Source organism: Rhizobium pantanalense, assembly GCF_030182525.1.
GTDB lineage: Bacteria > Pseudomonadota > Alphaproteobacteria > Rhizobiales > Rhizobiaceae > Rhizobium.
Genome location: NZ_JAQJCH010000022.1, coordinates 1 through 15,067 on the forward strand (window position 1 = coordinate 1; position 15,067 = coordinate 15,067).

Consider the following 15,067-nt stretch of genomic DNA (forward strand, 5'->3'; position numbering starts at 1 on the left):
CGCTCTGAAGCAGGTGGGTGCCGATCTGATCCTTCTCGGCTTCCTGCATTTCCAGGAAGAGGTCGAATATTTCGGCAAGCACGTCATTCCGCTGGTGCGAGAACTGGAAGCATTGCAGGTCGCGCAACCGGTCGCGGCGGAATAAACATCCCGAGAGAAGCGGGCCACCGAAGCGGCCCGCAATCGGCAAAGCATAACGGAACCTAGCCGGCTCCGACGGGAACCTGTGCCTCGTCAGCCAACGAATGCTGTGAGGGGCCGTGAGAGGGAAGGACATACAGGCGATGACCTATGCGCTCGAGGGGTACGAAACATCCCCTCCTCCGCCGGGACTCCAGGGCGGTCGGATCGAAATTGCAGCTCAAGCGGATTCAGTTGCCAATGCGGCGATTGCTTCTGCAGAGGTTCTGCTTACGCTTGATGACGTCAGCCTTTCTTTTGGCGGCGTCTCGGCTCTTGCCGATATCGACCTCAGTGTTGAGCGCGGCGAGATCCGCGCCATTATCGGACCGAACGGCGCCGGAAAGAGCTCACTCGTCAACGTCATTTGCGGCGTCTATCGGCCGGATCGGGGCCATGTCCGGATCGGTGAAAAGCGCTATCGCAATGTCCCCACGGAAAAGCTCGCACACCTCGGCATTGCCCGGACATTTCAGAATCTTGCGCTTTTCAAGGGCCTGAGCGTCCTCGATAATGTCATCTCCGGTCGAGCCTATACCGTCCGCTCGAGCTTCATCGGCCAGATCGCACGCATCGGCACTGCGCGCCGGGAGGCAGCGGATGCCCGCGAGCGCGCACGGCAGATCCTTTCTTTCCTTCATCTTGACGATATCGCCGACCGGCTTGCCGGCACCCTGCCTTATGGCCTGCAGAAGCGGGTCGAACTTGCCCGCGCGCTGGTCGCGGAGCCGGATATTCTGCTTCTGGATGAGCCGATGGCCGGCATGACCGCGACTGAAAAGCAGGAAATGGCCGGCTTCGTGCAAGCAACCCGCAAAGCCCATGGCACCACGATCATTCTGATCGAACACGACATCGGCCTCGTGATGGAACTGTCGGATCGGGTCGCCGTGCTCGACTACGGCCGCAAGATCGCCGACGGCACGCCGGAGGAGGTGCGGGCCGATCAGCGCGTCATCGATGCCTATCTGGGCGTCGCCACGGAAAATGAAGATGGAGCGGGAATCTGATGGCGGATTTCGATTGGCTTTTCTTCATAGAGGTGCTTGTCGGCGGACTGCTGTCGGGCGTGATGTATTCGCTCGTCGCGATCGGCTTCGTCCTGATCTACAAGACCTCCGGCGTGCTCAATTTCTCTCAAGGGGCACTGCTGCTGTTCGCAGCCCTTACCTTCGTCAGCCTGGTCGAGAAAGGCGTGCCGTTTGCGCTGGCGCTCGCGCTCACCTTCGCGCTGATGGTCATCATCGGCATCGCCATCGAACGGATCGTGTTGCGGCCGCTCACCAACAAGCCACCCATCACGCTGTTCATGGCGACGCTTGGCCTCTCCTATGTCATCGAAGGCGCCGCCCAGCTGATCTGGGGAACGCAGGTGCATGGCCTGGATCTCGGCATCGAAGACGTTCCCTTCGATGTCGGCGGCGTTCTCATCAGCCAATTCGACATCTTCGCCGCGGCCGTGGCGGCCATCATGGTGGCGCTGCTGTCGATCTTCTTTCGTTTTACCCGCGTCGGTCTCGCTTTTCGCGCCGTCGCCGATGATCAGTTCGCGGCACTTGCCGTTGGCCTGCGCCTGCCCTGGATCTGGGCCACGGTCTGGGCGACCGCCGGTCTGGTGGCGCTGGTGGCGGGGCTCCTCTGGGGCGCTCGGCTCGGCGTCCAGTTCTCGCTGTCTCTGGTCGTCCTGAAAGCCCTGCCCGTCCTGGTGCTTGGTGGGTTCGATTCCGTTGCCGGGGCGATCGTCGGCGGGTTGCTGATCGGAGCGACCGAGAAGCTCGCCGAAGTCTATCTCGGCGACTATTTCGGCGGCGGGATCGAAAGCTGGTTCGCCTATGTCGTGGCGCTCGCCTTCCTGCTCATCCGCCCCTCCGGTCTGTTCGGCCAGAAGCTCGTCGAAAGGGTCTGAACCATGGCGTCCATCACACATGATCTGGCCAGCAGCCCGACGCTTCCGCGCTGGCTCGCGCCGGCAGCACTCCTTGTCGTGGCCTATCTCGTCGTCCCCTTCGTCGGTACCAGCTATCTCTTCGAAGCGATCCTGCTGCCGTTCCTGGCACTCAGCCTTGCCGGCGTCGGCTTGAATATCCTGACAGGCTATGCCGGACAGGTCTCGCTGGGCAGCGCTGCCTTCATGGCGGTCGGCGCCTTCGGTGCCTATAATTTCAATCTGCGCATCGAGGGACTGCCGCTGATCGCAAGCATCGTGCTCGCAGGTCTGTCGGCGGCGGCGATCGGCATTGTCTTCGGCCTGCCGAGCCTGAGGCTCAAGGGCTTTTATCTCGCGGTCTCGACGCTCGCCGCACAATTCTTCGTGCAATGGGGACTGACCAAGTTCAGCTGGTTTTCGAACGACTCCGCCTCGGGCGTGATCGACGCGCCGCCGCTTCGCATCGGCGGCTTAGCTTTCGATGGCGCGATCGGTCGCTATCTTTTCGCGCTGACGGTCGTCACTGTGCTCACCTTTCTGGCGCTGCGGCTCGTGTCGTCCCAGACAGGGCGGAATTTCATTGCTGTGCGTGACAACGAAACCGCCGCCCGCATCATCGGTGTGCCGGTCTTGAAGACCAAGCTGCTCGCCTTTGCGATCTCCTCCTTCATCATCGGCGTTGCCGGCGTCCTCTGGGCCTTTACATATCTGCGCACCGTGGAACCGGCGGGTTTCAACCTCGATCGCTCCTTCCAGGTGCTGTTCATCATCATCATCGGTGGGCTCGCCTCCATTCGCGGCGCCTTTCTCGGGGCAGCGCTGATTGTGGTGTTTCCGCTCGTCCTGTCGCGATTGGGAGCCTTCTTTCTCGGCGACATCTTTGATTCCGGCGTGCTCGACATGAGCCAGCGCATCGTGCTCGGCAGCCTGATCATCCTATTTCTCATTCTCGAACCGGACGGCCTCGTCGCCCTCTGGGACAGAAACGTAAGACGAATCGGCAGCGCTCTGACACGGCGCTGAACTGAACCCGGAGCGCGCGCTCCCAAAAGCAAGAAATCCATTTTCGATCAATGCAGGTCCGGTCATCTCGCCGGCCATCACCCGGAGTGTATCCAGAAATGACAATCTTCAGCAAATTCAAGATCGCGGCGCTCGCTGCCGGGATCGCCTTCTCGGTGGCGCTTCCCGCCGCACATGCCGACGAGCAATATTTTCCGCTGCAAAGCTATCGCGTCGGCCCCTACGCGGCCGGCGGCACCGGCTTCTTCGGCGGCTTCATCGATTACTTGAACCTGATCAACACGCGCGACGGCGGTGTAAACGGCGTCAAGCTGACCTGGAACGAGTGCGAAACCCAGTATGAGGTCGAACGTGGCGTCGAGTGCTATGAACGGCAGAAAAGCCACCCCAACGCGGCGGCCTGGAACCCGCTTTCCGTTGGCATCGCCTATGCCATGATCGACCGCATCAGCCAGGATAAGGTGCCGCTGATCACGATCAATCACGGCCGCACCGATTCCACCGATGGCCGCGTCTTCCCTTACGTGTTCCCGCTGCTGCTCAATCCCTACAGCGAAACGTCAGGCATCGTGAACTACATTGCCTCCAAGCTCGGTGGTCTCGACAATCTCAAGGGCAAGAAGATCGTGGTCCTCTACCACGGCTCGCCCTATGGCAAGGAAACCATTCCGATCTACGAACTCCTGTCGAAGAAATACGGCTTCGACCTGCAGCAGATCGAAGTTCCTCATCCCGGCAACGAGCAGCAGTCGCAATGGCTGACGATCCGTCGTGCTAAGCCGGATTATGTCGTCCTGCGCGGCTGGGGTGTGATGAATCCCGTTGCGCTGAAGACCGCCGTCAAGGTCGGTTATCCGGTCGATCACATCATCGGTAATGTCTGGTCGAATTCCGAGGAAGACGTCATCCCCGCCGGCGAAGCGGCAAAGGGCTACACCGCGATTACCACACAGGCTTCCGGCGCCGAGTATCCGGTCGTCAAGGAGATCGTCGAGACGCTGTATGACCAGGGCAAGGGCAATCTCGAGGACAAGAGCCGCATCGGTTCGGTCTATCACAATCTCGGCATCGTCAACGGCATCCTGAACGTCGAGGCGATCCGCATCGCACAGGAGAAATTCGGTAAGCGAACGTTGACCGGCGATGAAGTGCGCTGGGGCTTCGAGCATCTGCGGCTCGACCCGGCTCGCGTCGAAGCGCTGGGCGCCAAGGACCTGTTCCACTCCATCAACGTCACCTGGGACAACCACGAAGGCAACGGTTACGTGACCTTCCAGCAATGGGACGGCAAGAAGTGGAAGGTGGTTTCCGACTGGATCGCGCCGGATTGGGCTCTGCTACGTCCCATCATCGAAAAATCCTCCGAGGCCTATGCCAAGGAAAAGGGCATCAAGCTGCGCACCTCCCAAGACGCGGAAGCCGCCACCAACTGATTGGCGGCGAACCCAACCTGGCGGCGGCATGCCTGCCGCCGCCAGGGATCGGTCCCGTCCGCGACAAGTCCGAGGAAAATCAAATGGTCTTTGCGGATATCCTGCTCAGCGTCGAAGGCGTGAAGGCAACCTACAATCACACAATCAGGGCACTGAGCGAGGTGAGTCTCACCGTCAAGCGTGGCGAGATCGTCACCCTGCTCGGCGCCAATGGTGCGGGCAAGACGACGACGCTCAAAGCCATATCAAACCTTTTGCCGGCAGAACGCGGCCAGATCGTCGCGGGACATATTCGCTTCGGCGGAATCGACGTGACGACGGCAAGCCCATCGGAACTTGTTCGCGCCGGGCTCGTGCAGGTGCTCGAAGGCCGTCACTGCTTCCGGACCTTGACCGTGGAGGAGAACCTGATCTCCGGCGGGCTTGGCCGCAGCGCGACACGCTCTGAAATCACAGCCGATCTCGAAAAAATCTACGCTTTGTTCCCACGCCTCAAAGAAAAGCGCCGCGTGACCTCCGGGTTGACCTCTGGCGGGGAACAGCAGATGACGGCAATCGGCCGCGCCCTGTTGTCGCGGCCGCGCCTGCTTGTCCTCGACGAGCCTTCCATGGGTCTGGCACCGCTTGTCGTCCAGGACATTTTCCGGACATTGCGCCACCTAAATGAAGAGGAAGGGCTCTCCATTCTTGTGGCCGAACAGAACTCCGCCATCGCGCTCAAATATGCCGACCGCGCCACGATCCTCGAACACGGTGTCACCGCCATTGACGGGACAGCCGCTGATCTGCGCCAGCGCAAGGAGGTACAGGACCTCTATCTCGGCCGTAAGGCCGCAATTGGCGGCCACGTCATATCCACACTCCCGGCAGCCAATCCCTAATCCATTACATCTGAAGAGGAGAGTTCCACATGACAATTTCGCAAGTGAAGACCGACAATGCCGCCAACGCGGTTCCACCCGTTGCAAGACCAACCGAGCCAGCTCACATCATCAAGAACGACGCCGAGGCAATCGCGGTTGCCAAAAAATTGGCAGCGGAATTCATCAAGGAGTCCGCCAAGCGTGACCGTGAGCGGATTTGGCCGGCGGCCGAACTCGATGCATTTTCCCAGAGCGGGTTATGGTCGATCAACGTGCCCAAAAAATTCGGCGGACCTGAAGTTTCCTACGCTACGCTCGCCAAGGTGATCGAGATCATCTCTGCCGCCGATTCCTCGATCGGCCAGGTTGCGCAAAATCACCTGGGCGTCGTCGCCGCCATCCGCACCGTCTCCGATGAGGCACAACAGAAGCTATTGTTCGACGAGGTGCTGAAGGGCACGCGTTTCGGCAATGCCTTCTCGGAGTTCGGCTCGAAGCGGGCCGTCGACTTCGAGACGAAGTTTACGGACGCCGACGACCATGTGATCGTCAAGGGGCAGAAGTTCTATTCCTCCGGCGCTCTGCTTGCCCATTTGGTGCCGATCGTCGCGCTCGATGACGAGGGTCGTGCCTGGTACGCGATTGCCGATCGCGCCGCACCGGGGCTCACCGTTATCGACGACTGGTCGAGCTTCGGTCAGCGCACGACGCTTTCAGGCACGGTGATCATCGACAACGTCAAGGTGCCCAAGACCCATCTGGTGCCAGGCTACAAGGGTTACGACAAGCCGACCGCGGACGGCGCCATTTTCCAGATCATCCAGGTGGCGGTCGATACCGGCATTGCGCAAGCCGCCATCGACGAAACCATCGACTTCGTGCGCACCAAGACCCGCGCCTGGGTGGACAGCGGGCTCGAGCGCGCCTCCGACGATCCCTATACGATCCAGGCCGTCGGCGATCTGACCTTGCGCCTCCATGCAGCGCAGGCGCTCTTGGAAAAGGCCGGCTATGCGATCGATCGGGCGGTGGCGGACCCAACCGAGGAAACAGTGGCCGAAGCGCAGATCGTAACAGCCGAGGCAAAAATCCTCTCCACGGAAATCGCGATTGCCGCCGCCAATAAGCTGTTTGAACTGGCTGGGACCCGCTCGACACTTGCCGAACACAATCTCGATCGGCATTGGCGCAACGCCCGCACGCACACGCTGCACGATCCGGTGCGGTGGAAATACGCCATCCTTGGCAAGTACTTCCTAAATGGCGAAAAGCCACCGCTCCATGCCTGGAGCTAGATGCGTTGTAAACCGGGCGTGGGCGAGATCCCGCGCCCGCTCTAATCCGTTGGATAGGCCAACAAGATATTTTTGGGACAGATCCCCATAAGTAGGCCAGAATTTCAGCGGCTGTAGTAAGATCTCTGTCGAAGAGAAAAGAACCTCGTTTGCAGTCGAAGGGAATAGGACCCCACCAACCGAGGCCGTCAAATTGCTCGCTCCTTGTCTCCACCGCCGCAAGACGCTATATAAAGCAACGTATTAATTGCGGTAAAAATCGATGACGTTCGTCACTATGACAGTATTAGCCACGGTAAACGCCCCTTACGGGACGAGCCTTTCGGCTGAACAATTGGCGTCGAAGATTGTCGACCCGGCAAGCGCCGACCATTACGACGCATCTGCGTTTGCGTTCTTTTCTGAAGTTTGCGAAAGCCTTCAGCATTCGTTTCTGGATGAAATGCACGTCAATCTTACTGATGCCTCTGTCGTTGCCCAGCGGTTTTCGGACATGGCCGGATACGAACTGCCGCTTGCCCGAGCTGCCTAGTGACACAATCGCAAAATAGTCATTGGGCAGAGCTCTTTGACCAGGCCCTGAAAATAATCAGCCAAGTTAATTCGAAGTTCCCCGTTCTCGACAGCTGGAGTTTCGGCGGCGGCACTGCGCTGATGCTTCAAATCGGCCACCGTGAAAGTTTCGACGTCGATATCTTCATCGACGATCCTCAGGTGCTATCTTATCTCAATCCACAAACGCAGGGCTTCGCTCTCGACTTGTACCCTGACGCTTACACTTTCGACGGCACGCATGCTCTCAAAATCGTGTTCAAGGATATCGGAGAGGTCGACTTTATCGTCGCAACGCACCTTACATCTGAGCCCACAAGGGAAAGAGAAATACGTGGGCAGAGGGTTCACCTCGAAACGCCAGCCGAGATCGTCGCGAAGAAGATTTTCTATCGCGGGGGCTTAATGCAGCCACGCGATATGTTCGATATCGCGTGCGTCCGCGAGAGCGAAGGCCATGATTATCTCGTAAAGGCGCTCATTCCATTCAAGGACTCATGCACGCGCGCGCTGAAAACGGCGCGCGTGATGGACGCACGGCTCGCCGAGGCTGTTATGTCCAAACTTCTGTACCAGTCAAAATACTCAAGGATTCCATCGCAAGCACAGCAGGTGACAATTGAGATTTTAGAGGCCGTTTGTGGCTATGAGCCAACAACCGAGGTTTAAGCGGGACTACTTGCTCTTGAACAGATTCGATCCGTCGGCCTTCCTATCTTCATTTTGTTCAAGCAGGTGATCGTAGAGCCGGGGGAAATGCCAGACTGTTCCTGGAAAGCGCATAAGTCGGTATTGCGGTCGTCGGCATGTTGAGCGGTACTCGATGATTCTCGTCGCCTCGCTCTCACTATGTGCTCACGGCGTTATATCCGCGAGACTATCCCCATGCGACAGCGACGGGATTTGCGCCTCCGGCGAAGCATCTAGACCTGCGCGAACCCGCCGTCCGCCTGAATGTCAGCTCCATTTATGTAGCTGGCGGCATCCGACGCAAGGAAAGCAGCAATGTCGCCCATCTCATCAGCTTGGCCTGCGCGCCCGAGCGGAACTGCGGCCACCACTGTCGACATGTAGGCTTGCTTGACTTTCGGATCGGCAAAGGTCTGCTCCAGCAAGGGCGTAAGGATCGGGCCCGGGCTCAGGGTGTTGACGCGGATGCGACGGCCCTTCAGCTCATTCGCCCAGGTCCGGGTGAAGCTGCGAATAGCTGCCTTCGTCGCAGAATATACCGTGCGGTTTGGAATACCCTTCACGCCCGTTGCAGATCCAGTCAGAATGATGGAAGCGCCATCGACGAGCAGCGGCAGAGCCAGTTGAACCGTAAAGATCACGCCCTTGAAGTTGATGGCGATCTGGCTGTCGATACCCTCTTCGGTGATAGACCCGAGAGCTTCGCGAGTTTGTACCCCGGCATTCGCAAGAAGAATGTCGATCTTCCCTTTTGATGATCGGACGATTTCGTAGGCGCGTTCAAGTTCGGCGATTTTCGAGACGTCGGCTGCGATGCCTACAATATCGCCGCCGATGCTCGCGACGGCGGCATCAAGGATGGCTTGACGACGGCCCAGTATGAACACCGATGCCCCTTCCTCGACCATCCGCCGAGCCGACGAAAGGCCGATACCTTCGCCACCCCCGGTTATAAGCGCCACTTTACCTTTCAGAGACGTATCCATAAGCTTTCTCCATTACGTGATGATTGGGATTTAAATGCACGCCGTACCGAGCGATTGCCTTCGATACGGAAGCGGTTTTCTGACTTGGTCAGTTCCTTACGGGACGCATACTTGTAACGAAGAATCCGCGCCGCGCTGAAAAACCGGGCTTTTCGTAGAGTGCGATTGCGCTGCGGTTGTTTGTAAAGACATGAAGGAAGGGGATGATTTCCTCTGACCGGAGCCGCTCCGCCAATCCAGCGATCAGGAATGCGGCAAATTCCCGGCCCCGGAATTCAGGTGCAACGCAGACGGCACTTATCTCCACGAATCGTCCGAACCGGAACCGCTCTCCGGCCATCGCGACCAAAACCCCATCGATCTTCAGCCCGTAGTAGCGGCCGAATGCGGTGTACGTTCTGCAAAGGGGCCGGGACGGGTGCGGGCTGCGAGATCGAGCATCGCGCCGACATCCGTCTTTCCAAGGAGGGTTGGGACGATGTCCAGCTTCGGGACCGGTATCGGCTTTTCGAGAACCATCTGCAGAAGCGGCGCTTGCATCTCGGTGACGAGCCCAGCCGGTGCGAGCAGCTGGCTTGGAGTAACGAGCGCAATCCGGTGCGCTTCTGTGGCGAGGGCGGCCAGGGAGCGCAGCGAAGCCGGCTCTTGTTCTCCGACTGCCGCAAATGGAGCGACGTCGGGAAAAACCGCTTTGCCAGCAGGCCGCCAAAGGCGAGCGTTTTGTTGCTGGTGATCAGCGCGGACCATATCGGGTTGTCCAACAGGCGGACATCGGCTGTGTCGAGCATGGCGGGTCTCTGTGATGACCGTCAAGGTGGATGAATTGGCATGTGCGATTGGCGCGGGGCGCCAACGATGCGCCCACACGAACTGAGCCTGAAGCCTGTGGCGCCCTACTCCATCGCCGGCGCCAGTTCATCGTCCTTGGCGGCGCCGTTTGGCGTGGTGTCTGCGGCACGTACCAGCGAGTAGGTCAGAATTCCAAAGAATGCCGCGGCGAATGCGGCGCTCAGGCTCGCATCGCCAAAGCCGCCGGCAAAGGCGCTCTGTGCGGCAGAGCGAACAGCCTCACGTGCGCCATCGCCGAGGACGGAGATGACGCCGTCCAGATCACCGGATGCGACCCGCTTGGCAGCCTGGGCAAGAAGACCGGCCTCCATTCCACTGACCGCGTCAGCCGAGACAAAGCGGGCATTCACACCATGCGAAAGAACTGCGCCAAGTCCGGCAACGCCGAACAGCAAGCCGACGAAGCGCGTCGTTGCCGAGATACCCGATCCCATGCCGGCGCGCTGGGGTGGCACAGCCCCCTGCATGACTTTCGCCGTTTCGCTGTTCAGGAGCCCGGCCCCGGCGCCTGCAAGCACCATGGCAACGGCGAAGAGCGGATACGCGGCGCCAGTCTCCGCGAATAGATAGAGAAGCAGGTCGCCGAGTGTGGTGACCGAGAACCCGAGCGTCAGCAGGGCGCGACCCGAATATTGCGAAGCCAGACCGGCGCCGAAACGCGGTGTGAGGAACATCGGCAGCGCGAACGGCAGCATGGCAAGACCTGCGACAGCGGGTGCAAGCCCATAGGAGTTCTGAAGAAACAACGGCAGGAAAAAGATCAGGACCTGAGCGCCGATCGCGTAGCCGAGCATAGCAAAAGCCGAGCCCAGAAAGGTTGGCTGGCGGAACAATCCGAAATCGATCATCGGACGCTCTTCCTTCGTCTCTATCCAATAGAATGCGATCAGAAAGACAAGAGCCCCAAGAAGACGCAGCAGAATGGCCTGGCTGAACCAGCCAAGATTATTGCCGTCGATCGAGGCCCAGATCAGCAGGAACAGACCGGCGCTGAAGGTGACGATCCCGGGAAAGTCGAGCTTCTTGGCCTCATGATCACTAGACTCCTCGACAAACAGGCAGGCCGCGACGATCAGAACCGCGCAAATCGGCAGATTGATCAGGAATGCCCAGCGCCAGCCGAAGAAATCGGTGATGACGCCGCCAATGATCGGTCCGCAGGTGATCGCAATGCCGAGACATGCGCCCCAGAACGCGTAGGCCCGTGCACGCTCGGCGCCCGTGAACGTGTGATTGATGACGGCGAGGGATGCCGTCAGAAGAAGGCTTGCTCCGACGCCCTGAACCGCTCGCGCAAGATTGAGCATCAGCGCCGAGGTCGCCAGTCCGCAAATGGCGGACGAGATGGTGAATATGACTAGGCCCGCGAGCATCGCGAGCTTGCGGCCGTGCCGGTCCGCGTAGGAGCCGGCCGCCAGCAGCAATGCGGCGAAGGCGAGAACGTAGGCGCTCACCACCCATTCGATCTCCGTGAATGTCGCTCCCAGCGTTCTGGCTATCGACGGCAAGGACACGGCGACGATATTGGAGTCCAGCATGATCAGCGATGAGGCGAAACCGGCGCTCATCAGAACGAGAAACTTCCTTGTCTCTTCCGATCCGCGTGACGAACTGCGTGTCTGTCTCTTCATCGTTCTCTCTGGGGTTGGCTGTGTTGATGACGGATCGGGTGCAGAAGGCTCCCGGCTTGCGCGCTTCCCGTTTGTCAAAAGTCTTCTTGGCAAGGCGTGTGGAGCGGCCTCCATTCGGCATTGCGCCAAACTATAGTATACGCTATATTTGCCAAATCAGGGGTCGTCAAGGCTTTTCTTTAGCGACCGATATATTTGAACGGAAATGGAAGGGCGGCTCGCGATGGCGCGGCAGAGAGAGTTCGATATTGACGAGGCAGTCTCCAAGGCGACGACGCTTTTCTGGGAGCACGGATATGACCGCACCTCGCTCGCCGACCTGACACGCATCATCGGTTGCAAGCCGCCAAGCTTCTATTTTGCCTTCGGCAGCAAGGACGGTCTGTTTCGGATCGTGCTCGAGCGCTACTACAAAACCTACCTCGGCGCCGCTGAAGAGGCGTTGAAGGAGCAGACGTCGCGCCGGGTCGTCGAGAGCATGCTGACTAGGCTCGCCGACATCTATACCGACCCTTCACACCCTGTGGGCTGCTTGGCGATCAAGTGTACGATGTCGGGATCTCTGACGGTAGAAGCTGTGGAGCAAAGGCAGGCAGAGCTTCGCGCCTCTCGTCGGGGCCGCCTCATTCGACGCTTTGAAGCCGCGGTTGCCACCGGCGATCTTCCCGCAGGTTCAGACGCGGAAGAGCTTGCGCGCTACGTTCTCGTGCTGGGAACGGGAATGGCCTTGGACGCACAGGCGGGCGCAACAAGAGCGCAGCTTCAGCAGGTGATCAACAGGGCTTTGGTTGCGTGGCCTTCCTGACTTCGCCGTTGACCTTCGCGATGGGCCATCCGGCGCAAACCCGCCGGATGGCCCCATAAAATACGTCAGCCTTCTCGGGTTCTGGCAACTGCCGAATCCAGTTCGGGTTACGCCGGAAGGAACTTGATGAGCAGCTCGGCGGTTTCGGCCGGGTTCTCTTCGGGGAAGAAGTGGCCGCCCTGCATCGCCCGCCCTTGAACGTTATCGGCCCACTTGCGCCAGATACCAAGCGGGCCGCCGTCCTTTTCATAAAAAGTGTCTAGCGGACCGCCCGCGCCCCACAGATGCAGGACCGGGCAGCCGATGCGCCGCGAGGCCTCCTGATCCTTCCTGTCGTGCTCGATATCGATCGAGGCGGCAGCTCGAAACTCTTCGCAGACGGCGTGGATGCGGTCCTTGTCATGATAGGTCGCGGTATACTCGGCGCGGATATCGGGCCCAAACGACCCATGTCCAAAAGTGTTCTCGAAGATCGCATCGGGATCCCCCGCAAGGTATCTCTCCGGCAGCGGCGCCTTCTGGGCAAGAAGTGTCCATGGCCAATAGGCAAGCGCGAATCGCGCGTCGGCATGACCCCATCCTTCCGAAATCGGAATCGCGTCGAGCACGGCTAAGCGCTGGACCTTTTCGGGATGATCGAGTGTCATCCGATAGGAGACACGAGCACCACGATCATGACCGACGACGGCGAATTTCGAGAAGCCGAGCTTGTCCATGACCTCTACGAGCTCGTCAGCCATCGCCCGCTTCGAATAAGCGAAATGATCGTCTGTCGATGACGGAATGCCGCTTTGCCCATAGCCGCGAAGATCGACGGCGATAACGGTGTGATTTTTCGCAAGCAACGGCGCCACGAAGCGCCACATCAGGCTGGATCGCGGGAAACCATGGACCAGAAGCACGGGCGATCCACTGCCGTAACGCCTCAAGAAAATGCTGTTGTCCTTGGTTTTGACCTCGACCGGCTCGAAGTCGGAGGGGCCGGTGACCGCCTGTGTCTTGCCTGTCTGCGCCGAGGCGGGCTTTGCCGATACTGCGGCGGCCAGCGCGATACCCGAGGCAGCGGTAATGGCGCGCAGTACGGTGCGGCGGTCGAGGTCTGTCTTTCCAGTCATCTGTCGGATCTCCTGAGGGGGATAGCAGGGTGAATTTGGATTCTGGCTTTCATGAAGAGAAGGCGGTGCATTGAATGGCCGCACCGCTCGGGAGGTGCCGATTGCCGCGCCTGAAGCTGCCTGGGGTCCTGGACAACAGCTCGAGCCGGAAGCACGAGGGAGATGTTGTTCTTTTTCTTCGCGCAGGGCCGCGCGCGACGTGAGGCACCCGGAAGCAGGTTCTCGGGTGCCTTGATGTCAGAGGGACGGATATAGGTTGCGAAACTGGCTTACCGCTTCCAGGCGCGCCGCCGCGTCGAACATCGTCGACTCTGCGTACCAGGCAGACGATAGCTGAACGCCGATCGGCAGACCGTTTCCGCTGGTCCCGAACCGCAAAGTCATCGCCGGCAGACCGGTCAGGCTGAAGGGCGAGGTTCCGTTCATAACCTGGAATGGCGACCAGGCCTTTCCGTCCACGATCACATCGTCCAGGCCGTGTTTTGTCGCCGGGAACGGCGTGACAGGCGCAAGCAGCACGTCATAACGCTGGAAGAAGCCGGCGAACTCGTCGCGCAGGCGCTCTACCGTCTGCTCGTGGGCGACGAAGTCCTTAATCGGCGTGTCGGCGCCATCGAGGACCAGCTTGGCATGGCGGAACACCAGATCCTCGTGGCCGGCGATGGCTGCGGCAAAGCCGGGAGCGGCTTCCATCTGATGAAGCTGCCACAGGACGGTAACCGTATCGGTGTCGCGCAGAAGCGGTAGATCGACCTCCTCGACCTCGGCCCCAACGCCGGCCAGCGCCTGTGCCGCGGCCTTTACCGTTGTCGCAACCTCGGGATCGATCGGCCCGAAGAAGCCGTTGTCGGCGATCCAGCCCACGCGCAGTGGACGGATCTGCAGCGTGCCGAGATCGACAGTCGGCGGGACGGTGGAGAAGCCATCGGCACCATCAGGACCGGCGATGATCGAATAGGCCACTGCCACGTCACGCACGCTGCGTGCCATCGGGCCGATGTGCCAGAGGCGACGCGGGGCACGCGGCCAGTGCCCGGTCAAAGGCACGCGGCCATGCGTTGCCTTGAGGCCGACGATGCCGGTGTGGGCGGCCGGGCCACGGGTCGAGATCGACAGATCGCTGCCGATACCAAGCGGGGACATGCCGGCTGCGACCGCGGCGGACTCGCCGCCACTCGAACCGCCAGGTGTGTAGTCGAGATTCCAGGGGTTGTTGGTCCGGCCGGTCAGAAGGTTGTCGGTCTCGATCGAGGTGGCAAACTCGGGCGGATTGGTCTTGGCGATAAGGATGCCTCCGGCAGCCTTGACGCGGGCAACCGCTGTAGCGTCGGTGTCGGGCACACGTCCCTTGAAGATCGGCGAGCCACGTTGGGTCAGGACACCGGCGGTATCGATACTGTCCTTGACTGTGAACGGCACGCCATGCAGCGCGCCGAGCTTTCCGCCTGACATGACCGCAGCCTCCGCCTTCTTTGCAGCCTCGAGTGCCCCGCCGGCCATCGTGACGATGGCGTTGACCTTGGGATTGACGGCCTCGATACGATCGAGATGCGCCTTGACAACCTCGACCGGCGAGACCTGCTTGGTGCGGATCAGGTCGGCCAGTTTGGTGGCATCCGTGTAGTACAGTTCATGTTCTTGCATTTTTGCATCCTCTAAACTAACTAACGTTAGGTAGATAACGCTAAGAGCAAACTTTCCCTTGGTCAAGCCCCTGT

15 protein-coding genes and 1 pseudogene are annotated in these 15,067 nt (G+C 59.9%); 10 read left to right on the forward strand and 6 right to left on the reverse strand.

Annotated elements, in window-relative coordinates:
- The 9 genes and pseudogenes from PH558_RS32915 to PH558_RS32955 all read left to right on the forward strand — a co-directional run.
- A pseudogene (locus PH558_RS32915) lies at nucleotides 1-145 on the forward strand (dimethylsulfone monooxygenase SfnG); the annotation flags it as partial.
- Nucleotides 146-275: 130 nt separating this feature from the next.
- Entirely contained in the window at nucleotides 276-1,190 is a 915-nt protein-coding gene (locus PH558_RS32920) for an ABC transporter ATP-binding protein (protein ID WP_483314221.1), read from the forward strand.
- A complete protein-coding gene (locus tag PH558_RS32925) occupies nucleotides 1,190-2,086 on the forward strand; it encodes a branched-chain amino acid ABC transporter permease (protein ID WP_285208409.1) in 897 nt (298 codons plus the stop codon). The genes PH558_RS32920 and PH558_RS32925 overlap by 1 nt, the downstream gene beginning before the upstream one ends.
- 3 nt (nucleotides 2,087-2,089) lie before the next feature.
- On the forward strand, nucleotides 2,090-3,130 hold the full coding sequence (locus PH558_RS32930) for a branched-chain amino acid ABC transporter permease (RefSeq protein ID WP_285208410.1): 1,041 nt from the start codon (nucleotides 2,090-2,092) through the stop codon (nucleotides 3,128-3,130).
- 98 nt (nucleotides 3,131-3,228) lie between these two features.
- Entirely contained in the window at nucleotides 3,229-4,563 is a 1,335-nt protein-coding gene (locus tag PH558_RS32935; protein ID WP_285208411.1) for an ABC transporter substrate-binding protein, read from the forward strand.
- Between the two features lie 83 nt (nucleotides 4,564-4,646).
- Nucleotides 4,647-5,444, forward strand: a complete 798-nt coding sequence (locus PH558_RS32940) for an ABC transporter ATP-binding protein (RefSeq protein WP_285208412.1) — start codon at nucleotides 4,647-4,649, stop codon at nucleotides 5,442-5,444.
- A 29-nt stretch (nucleotides 5,445-5,473) separates the two neighbouring features.
- Nucleotides 5,474-6,721, forward strand: coding sequence for an SfnB family sulfur acquisition oxidoreductase (locus tag PH558_RS32945; RefSeq protein ID WP_285208413.1), 1,248 nt, complete (start codon nucleotides 5,474-5,476; stop codon nucleotides 6,719-6,721).
- A gap of 262 nt (nucleotides 6,722-6,983) precedes the next feature.
- Nucleotides 6,984-7,253: a hypothetical protein gene (locus PH558_RS32950; RefSeq protein WP_285208414.1), complete on the forward strand. Its 270-nt coding sequence runs from the start codon at nucleotides 6,984-6,986 to the stop codon at nucleotides 7,251-7,253.
- Nucleotides 7,253-7,942, forward strand: coding sequence for a nucleotidyl transferase AbiEii/AbiGii toxin family protein (locus tag PH558_RS32955; RefSeq protein ID WP_285208415.1), 690 nt, complete (start codon nucleotides 7,253-7,255; stop codon nucleotides 7,940-7,942). The genes PH558_RS32950 and PH558_RS32955 overlap by 1 nt, the downstream gene beginning before the upstream one ends.
- A gap of 254 nt (nucleotides 7,943-8,196) precedes the next feature.
- On the opposite strand, the gene PH558_RS32960 is transcribed toward PH558_RS32955, so the two are convergent.
- From PH558_RS32960 to PH558_RS32970, 4 genes are all read right to left on the reverse strand, one after another.
- Nucleotides 8,197-8,949, reverse strand: coding sequence for an SDR family NAD(P)-dependent oxidoreductase (locus PH558_RS32960; protein ID WP_285208416.1), 753 nt, complete (start codon nucleotides 8,947-8,949; stop codon nucleotides 8,197-8,199).
- A gap of 88 nt (nucleotides 8,950-9,037) precedes the next feature.
- Nucleotides 9,038-9,298, reverse strand: a complete 261-nt coding sequence (locus PH558_RS34300) for a GNAT family N-acetyltransferase (protein ID WP_350223834.1) — start codon at nucleotides 9,296-9,298, stop codon at nucleotides 9,038-9,040.
- Nucleotides 9,299-9,312: 14 nt separating this feature from the next.
- Nucleotides 9,313-9,696 carry a hypothetical protein gene (locus PH558_RS32965; RefSeq protein WP_285208417.1) on the reverse strand — a complete coding sequence of 128 codons (384 nt, stop codon included), beginning with the start codon at nucleotides 9,694-9,696 and terminating at the stop codon, nucleotides 9,313-9,315.
- A gap of 146 nt (nucleotides 9,697-9,842) precedes the next feature.
- Nucleotides 9,843-11,429 (reverse strand): MFS transporter, encoded by a 1,587-nt coding sequence (locus tag PH558_RS32970; protein ID WP_285208418.1) that lies wholly within the window; start codon nucleotides 11,427-11,429, stop codon nucleotides 9,843-9,845.
- Between the two features lie 223 nt (nucleotides 11,430-11,652).
- On the opposite strand from PH558_RS32970, the gene PH558_RS32975 reads away from it, so the two are divergent.
- Entirely contained in the window at nucleotides 11,653-12,234 is a 582-nt protein-coding gene (locus PH558_RS32975) for a TetR/AcrR family transcriptional regulator (protein WP_285208419.1), read from the forward strand.
- Between the two features lie 107 nt (nucleotides 12,235-12,341).
- Here PH558_RS32975 and PH558_RS32980 read toward each other — a convergent pair whose 3' ends face one another.
- A complete protein-coding gene (locus PH558_RS32980) occupies nucleotides 12,342-13,349 on the reverse strand; it encodes an alpha/beta fold hydrolase (protein ID WP_285208420.1) in 1,008 nt (335 codons plus the stop codon).
- 237 nt (nucleotides 13,350-13,586) lie between these two features.
- Nucleotides 13,587-14,993 (reverse strand): amidase, encoded by a 1,407-nt coding sequence (locus PH558_RS32985; RefSeq protein ID WP_285208421.1) that lies wholly within the window; start codon nucleotides 14,991-14,993, stop codon nucleotides 13,587-13,589.
- Between the last annotated feature and the right edge of the window lie 74 nt (nucleotides 14,994-15,067).

Bases quoted from the DNA above. Each gene is read 5' to 3' on its own strand.
- PH558_RS32925 (WP_285208409.1), top strand. From the start codon at position 1,190: ATGGCGGATTTCGATTGGCTTTTCTTCATAGAGGTGCTTGTCGGCGGA.
- PH558_RS32930 (WP_285208410.1), top strand. From the start codon at position 2,090: ATGGCGTCCATCACACATGATCTGGCCAGCAGCCCGACGCTTCCGCGC.
- PH558_RS32935 (WP_285208411.1), top strand. From the start codon at position 3,229: ATGACAATCTTCAGCAAATTCAAGATCGCGGCGCTCGCTGCCGGGATC.
- PH558_RS32940 (WP_285208412.1), top strand. From the start codon at position 4,647: ATGGTCTTTGCGGATATCCTGCTCAGCGTCGAAGGCGTGAAGGCAACC.
- PH558_RS32945 (WP_285208413.1), top strand. From the start codon at position 5,474: ATGACAATTTCGCAAGTGAAGACCGACAATGCCGCCAACGCGGTTCCA.
- PH558_RS32950 (WP_285208414.1), top strand. From the start codon at position 6,984: ATGACGTTCGTCACTATGACAGTATTAGCCACGGTAAACGCCCCTTAC.
- PH558_RS32960 (WP_285208416.1), bottom strand. From the start codon at position 8,949: ATGGATACGTCTCTGAAAGGTAAAGTGGCGCTTATAACCGGGGGTGGC.
- PH558_RS32965 (WP_285208417.1), bottom strand. From the start codon at position 9,696: ATGGTCCGCGCTGATCACCAGCAACAAAACGCTCGCCTTTGGCGGCCT.
- PH558_RS32970 (WP_285208418.1), bottom strand. From the start codon at position 11,429: ATGAAGAGACAGACACGCAGTTCGTCACGCGGATCGGAAGAGACAAGG.
- PH558_RS32975 (WP_285208419.1), top strand. From the start codon at position 11,653: ATGGCGCGGCAGAGAGAGTTCGATATTGACGAGGCAGTCTCCAAGGCG.
- PH558_RS32980 (WP_285208420.1), bottom strand. From the start codon at position 13,349: ATGACTGGAAAGACAGACCTCGACCGCCGCACCGTACTGCGCGCCATT.
- PH558_RS32985 (WP_285208421.1), bottom strand. From the start codon at position 14,993: ATGCAAGAACATGAACTGTACTACACGGATGCCACCAAACTGGCCGAC.